This is a genomic window from Nocardiopsis sp. NPDC055824 (assembly GCF_053616335.1).
The window spans coordinates 1-4191 of sequence record NZ_JBSHDN010000335.1; the positions used below are offsets into that span (position 1 = coordinate 1).

Sequence of the window (4191 nt, forward strand, 5' to 3'; positions counted from 1 at the left end):
GCGCGACACCGTGTCGCGCCGGGGGCCTCCGACGTGTCCCGCGGCCCCGGAGGCTACTCGGGGGCCGGTTCGGTCTTCTCCGGCACCAGCTTCAGGCCGACGACCGCGGCGATGATCCCGGCGAGGAAGACGATCTTGAGCGCCGAGACGCTCTCGCCGCCGGTGAACATCGCGTAGAACACGGTCAGCGCGGCGCCGAGGCCGACCCAGACCGCGTAGGCGGTGCCGATGGGGATGTGCTTGGCCGCCCAGCCCAGGCCGGCCATGCTGATCGCCAGTGCCACGAGGAACACGACGGTCGGGCCGGGTTCGCTGAACCCGTTGGACATTCCCAGTGCGGTGGCCCACACGGCCTCGAACACCGCGCTGATGAGCAGGATGATCCACGGCATGTCAGCTCACCGCCTTGAGACCGATGATCGAACCGATGAGCAGCACCAGGAGCAGGGACTTGCCCCAGGTGGCGCGGTCCTTGCCGGTGAGGAACCCCCACAGGACGGTGAGCGTGGCGCCGATGCCCACCCAGACGGCGTAGGCGGTGCCGGTCGGCAGCGAGGTCATGGCCCAGGCCAGACCCGCCATGCTCGCGACCAGGGCGACGGCGAACAGGAGTGTGGGGCGCCATCGGGAGAAACCCTTCGACGCGCCCAGGGCGGTGGCCCAGACGGCCTCCAGGACCCCGGAGACGACGAGAACGAACCATGCCATGGACAAGCCCCTTTCGAGGCCGTCTTGTCGTGGCGCGGGTACGGCTCCCTCGTCCGCTGACCCGAGGAGCGGGTCTCGACCCCAACGTACAACATCGTCCCTGGCCGGTGCCGTGAGGGTCGTCACGACACGTCCCCTCGGAAACCTGTGACGAGACCCCGCACCGGGACCGGTTCGGGGCCCTCCGCCCCGTCGGGCGCTCGGCGCCCGCCGCCGACCTGGCCCCCAGGTCGGGGGCGACTCGTGGCCCTTGGTGGCGATATGCCGCGCCCGTCTTCGCGTCTCAGCAGCTCACAGGGTTTTCAGGCCCGAGAGCGGGGGATCCCTGTGGCGTAGGCACCCCGCTCGACACGCTCAGAGGAAACCGATGCGCATCCTCTTCGCCGCCCTCGCCCTGACCGCCGCCGCCCTCACGGCGTCGGCCGCCCCCGCGGCGGCCGCACCGCCACCGCCCCCCGGGGCCGAGTACATCACGGAGGAGATGTGCAGGAAGGGCGGAGGCGTCGTCAAGGAGAGCGAGGACTCCCCCAGCGGCCTGATCTGCGAGGGAGGCCGCTTCGACGGCTTCTTCGTCCACTGACCGGACCCCCGCGCCCCCCTCGGGGCCCCGCGCACCCCCGCGCGGGGCCCCACCCCTGTGCGCCGGAACCCGTACCGGTCCGGGCACGTCCCCGGTCGGGGGAGGCGCGGCCCTATCGGCTCCCCGAGCCGCTGGGAGCAGGGTTCCGGGGGAGCACTAGAACGGCCATGCCCTCATCAGGAGAAGCGGGAAAGGGGCCGCCATTGCGAGAAGGGGGGAGAAGGCTGTACGCGACGATCCCTCGAAGCTGAGCCGCAGGAACATCCTGTGCAGGAGGAAGCCGATGGCGAATCCCATCACGGACACCGCCGTGTTCAGGGCGGTGAATCCCTCGGTGAAAACGAGGGAGAACGGCAGGGCGAAGTAGAAGAAACCGGCCACGGAGGCAGAGGTCGCCTTGGTCGCCCCGAATTCCCGCGAGCCACCCCTGGGCACTCTCCTCCTGACCTCGACAGCGAACGCGACAAGACTCGGGAGAGTCGTTATCAGGAGCAGCGACCCATAGGCCGCCGATAAAACGGCGAACGCCGTCGGGGGGTGCACGTCGGAGGATATGCTCCAAGGAAACAGGAGAAGCAGGCAGGCGTGAAGGCCGCCCCCGCCCAGGACCCTGCCTCCTATGCCGACGACGGTCATGCCTCCCCCTGAACCAGGAACCCTCAGTTGGACGCGGCCCCGTTCGCGCATGCAACCGCCCGAGCACCGCACCTCCGAACATCGGCCGAACATCGACACCGGCCGGAATGAAAGCAAAATGCACCACCGGAAGAGCGACACGGAGAGGGCTTTTCTTTTCCGCCGAACCGGGCGAAGCTTCTCGTAAAATTACTACCCCCTGCGAAACGCGTCAAGAGGACAGGAAACCCCGACCACGGCGCACCCACCCGAAGAGAAGCGCTGACTTCGAGAAACCACAGGCCAGGGTGTAGGCAGTTTTTCGAGAAACCCCCTCCTCCCGCAAAGGAGTATTGAACCTCACATAAATGATCTTCGCAGGCCCGGAGAGAAACCGCATGCGCACAGGCCAGCGGGTTTCCGCCTCCGGTGGAGGACAAAGCCACCGCTGTTTCCGCCCCTCGTGAAACGGGGCGACGGCATCCGGGCCGCTGCCGCGCCGGTTCTCGCAGCTCTTCACGCACCGAGCCACGACAGGGTTCCACGGGGTCGAGCCTCTCAGGCGCGGTGACGCTCCCCTTCGGTCCCATGGAACTCCCGAGGTCGCTGAAGACCTCACCTCTCAGGGCCCCCGGCGTGGTCGAGGGAACCTGGCTTCGACCACATCCCGGCGAACCCCGTGAACATAGCGGCACGCCCCGGCGCCCGACACCCTCGCCCGGCGGGGGGCGTCCCGCCGTCATCCGTCACCGGGAGTGCCCCGGGGGACGGGCGAGCCGGAGGCGCGCGCCGCACGGCGCCGTTGTGCCAGCAACAGGCAGGCGGGCACCGTGGCGGCCAGGAAGACCCCTGCGGAGATGGCGATGTAGCCGAACACCCCGGTGGCGGAGTTCACCGTGGTCCCGTCGACGACGACGGTGGTCGAGGACAGCACGGCGGCTCCGACGAAACTCATGCAGACCGAGCCGATCGCGCTGGTGACGGTGACCATGCTGGCGATCACGCCCTGACGCTCCGGTGGCGTGAGCTCGCCGGCCATGTTGAACCCGGAGGCCGTCAGCGCCCCCATGCTGACGTTGAGCAGCACGCCGAAGCAGATCGCGGCGGGGAACGAGGCCGCACCCGCGAACATCCCGATGGCACCCGCGACTCCTAGCAGAACGCCTCCGGTCAGGGCGACGGACGGGTCGAAGCGTGCGGCCACCCAGCCCGAGATCAGACCACCGATGATGATCCCGACGGCCGGGACACCGAACAGCAGACTCAGCGACCCTGTCGCGTCGAGGCCGTAGCCGAGCTGCTGGTCGGGTGAGACCTGCGCGATGAGACTCAGGAGCTGGTCCATGCTCTGCACCGCACCGCTGCCGAGCACGACGACCAGGAGGGTGAGCAGCAACGGCCGCCCCAGGTTCCTGATGTCGATCACGGGCTCGGGTATCCGGCTGCTCACCAGGAACCACCTGGTCAACAGCGCCGCTCCGACGCCGAACAGGGCGAGCGCCCCTGCGCTGAACCACCCGAGGCCGGAGCCGAGGCTGATGTACCCGAGCACAGCGGTCAGGCCGCCCCCGAGCAGCAGGGCCCCGACCACGTCGACGCGTCCCGGTGTCCTGACCCCGTGATCCGGAACCACGGCGCGGATGCAGACGACTGCGAGGATCGCGAGTAGGGCCGAGGCCGCGAAGACCGCCTTGAAGCCGAACTGCCCTGCCATGGCCTCGATCAGGACGCTCAACCCGATTCCCAGAAATCCGGCCCCCGTGGTGACCGCCCCCACGGCGGGCATCGCGACCTTCGGTGCGCACAGGTCGCGGACGATGGCGGCGGTGAGGAAGACCGCCGCTACGGCGGCGCCCTGCATCATCCGGCCCAGGATGAAGACCCAGAGAGTGGGAGCGGCCACGCAGACCAGCGCACCCCCGCAGGCGATGAGCAGTACGACCGTGAGCATCTTGCGTTTGCCGTGGATGTCGGCGCTCTTGCCGAACAACGGCGCCCACATCGCTCCGGCCAACATGGCGCTCGAGCTGATCCAGGCCGCCTGGGTGGTGTCGAAGTGGTCGAGCATCTGGGGCAGGACGAGCAGCGGGGCCACGATGACCGTGTCCGCCACGATGTTCGCCAGAAGCAGGGCCACGATCTGCACGCCCAACCGCGGGCTCCAGTGCGTATGCGGCGCGCTGTGTGATGGTGCGGGGGTACTCATGCTGTTCTCCACAGAACTCCTTCGATGGGGAAGGGGCGTCGGCTCGGACCACGCGGTGGAGCGCTGCCGCACTGCCGGAGGC

At 68.9% G+C, this 4191-nt stretch carries 5 protein-coding genes and 1 riboswitch; of the genes, 1 reads left to right on the plus strand and 4 read right to left on the minus strand.

The window, feature by feature from the left end; translation table 11 throughout:
* Positions 1-53: 53 nt before the first annotated feature.
* A complete protein-coding gene (locus ACWGL3_RS31305; protein WP_267949635.1) occupies positions 54-392 on the minus strand; it encodes a DMT family transporter in 339 nt (112 codons plus the stop codon).
* 1 nt (position 393) lies between these two features.
* Positions 394-708: a DMT family transporter gene (locus ACWGL3_RS31310; protein WP_267949634.1), complete on the minus strand. Its 315-nt coding sequence runs from the start codon at positions 706-708 to the stop codon at positions 394-396.
* 12 nt (positions 709-720) lie between these two features.
* A riboswitch (guanidine-III (ykkC-III) riboswitch) is annotated at positions 721-787 on the minus strand.
* 288 nt (positions 788-1075) lie between these two features.
* On the opposite strand from ACWGL3_RS31310, the gene ACWGL3_RS31315 reads away from it, so the two are divergent.
* Positions 1076-1288 (plus strand): hypothetical protein, encoded by a 213-nt coding sequence (locus ACWGL3_RS31315; protein WP_267949633.1) that lies wholly within the window; start codon positions 1076-1078, stop codon positions 1286-1288.
* A 156-nt stretch (positions 1289-1444) separates the two neighbouring features.
* Here the strand turns inward: ACWGL3_RS31315 and ACWGL3_RS31320 are convergent, their stop codons facing one another.
* Together ACWGL3_RS31320 and ACWGL3_RS31325 are read right to left on the minus strand one after the other, a co-directional pair.
* Positions 1445-1924 carry a hypothetical protein gene (locus tag ACWGL3_RS31320; protein ID WP_452462129.1) on the minus strand — a complete coding sequence of 160 codons (480 nt, stop codon included), beginning with the start codon at positions 1922-1924 and terminating at the stop codon, positions 1445-1447.
* 718 nt (positions 1925-2642) lie between these two features.
* Positions 2643-4049 (minus strand): MFS transporter, encoded by a 1407-nt coding sequence (locus tag ACWGL3_RS31325; RefSeq protein ID WP_267950361.1) that lies wholly within the window; start codon positions 4047-4049, stop codon positions 2643-2645.
* Between the last annotated feature and the right edge of the window lie 142 nt (positions 4050-4191).

What these genes read in the sequence shown, in the direction of transcription:
- ACWGL3_RS31310 (WP_267949634.1), bottom strand. Translation starts at nt 708, where the DNA reads ATGGCATGGTTCGTTCTCGTCGTCTCCGGGGTCCTGGAGGCCGTCTGG.
- ACWGL3_RS31305 (WP_267949635.1), bottom strand. Translation starts at nt 392, where the DNA reads ATGCCGTGGATCATCCTGCTCATCAGCGCGGTGTTCGAGGCCGTGTGG.
- ACWGL3_RS31320 (WP_452462129.1), bottom strand. Translation starts at nt 1,924, where the DNA reads ATGACCGTCGTCGGCATAGGAGGCAGGGTCCTGGGCGGGGGCGGCCTT.
- ACWGL3_RS31315 (WP_267949633.1), top strand. Translation starts at nt 1,076, where the DNA reads ATGCGCATCCTCTTCGCCGCCCTCGCCCTGACCGCCGCCGCCCTCACG.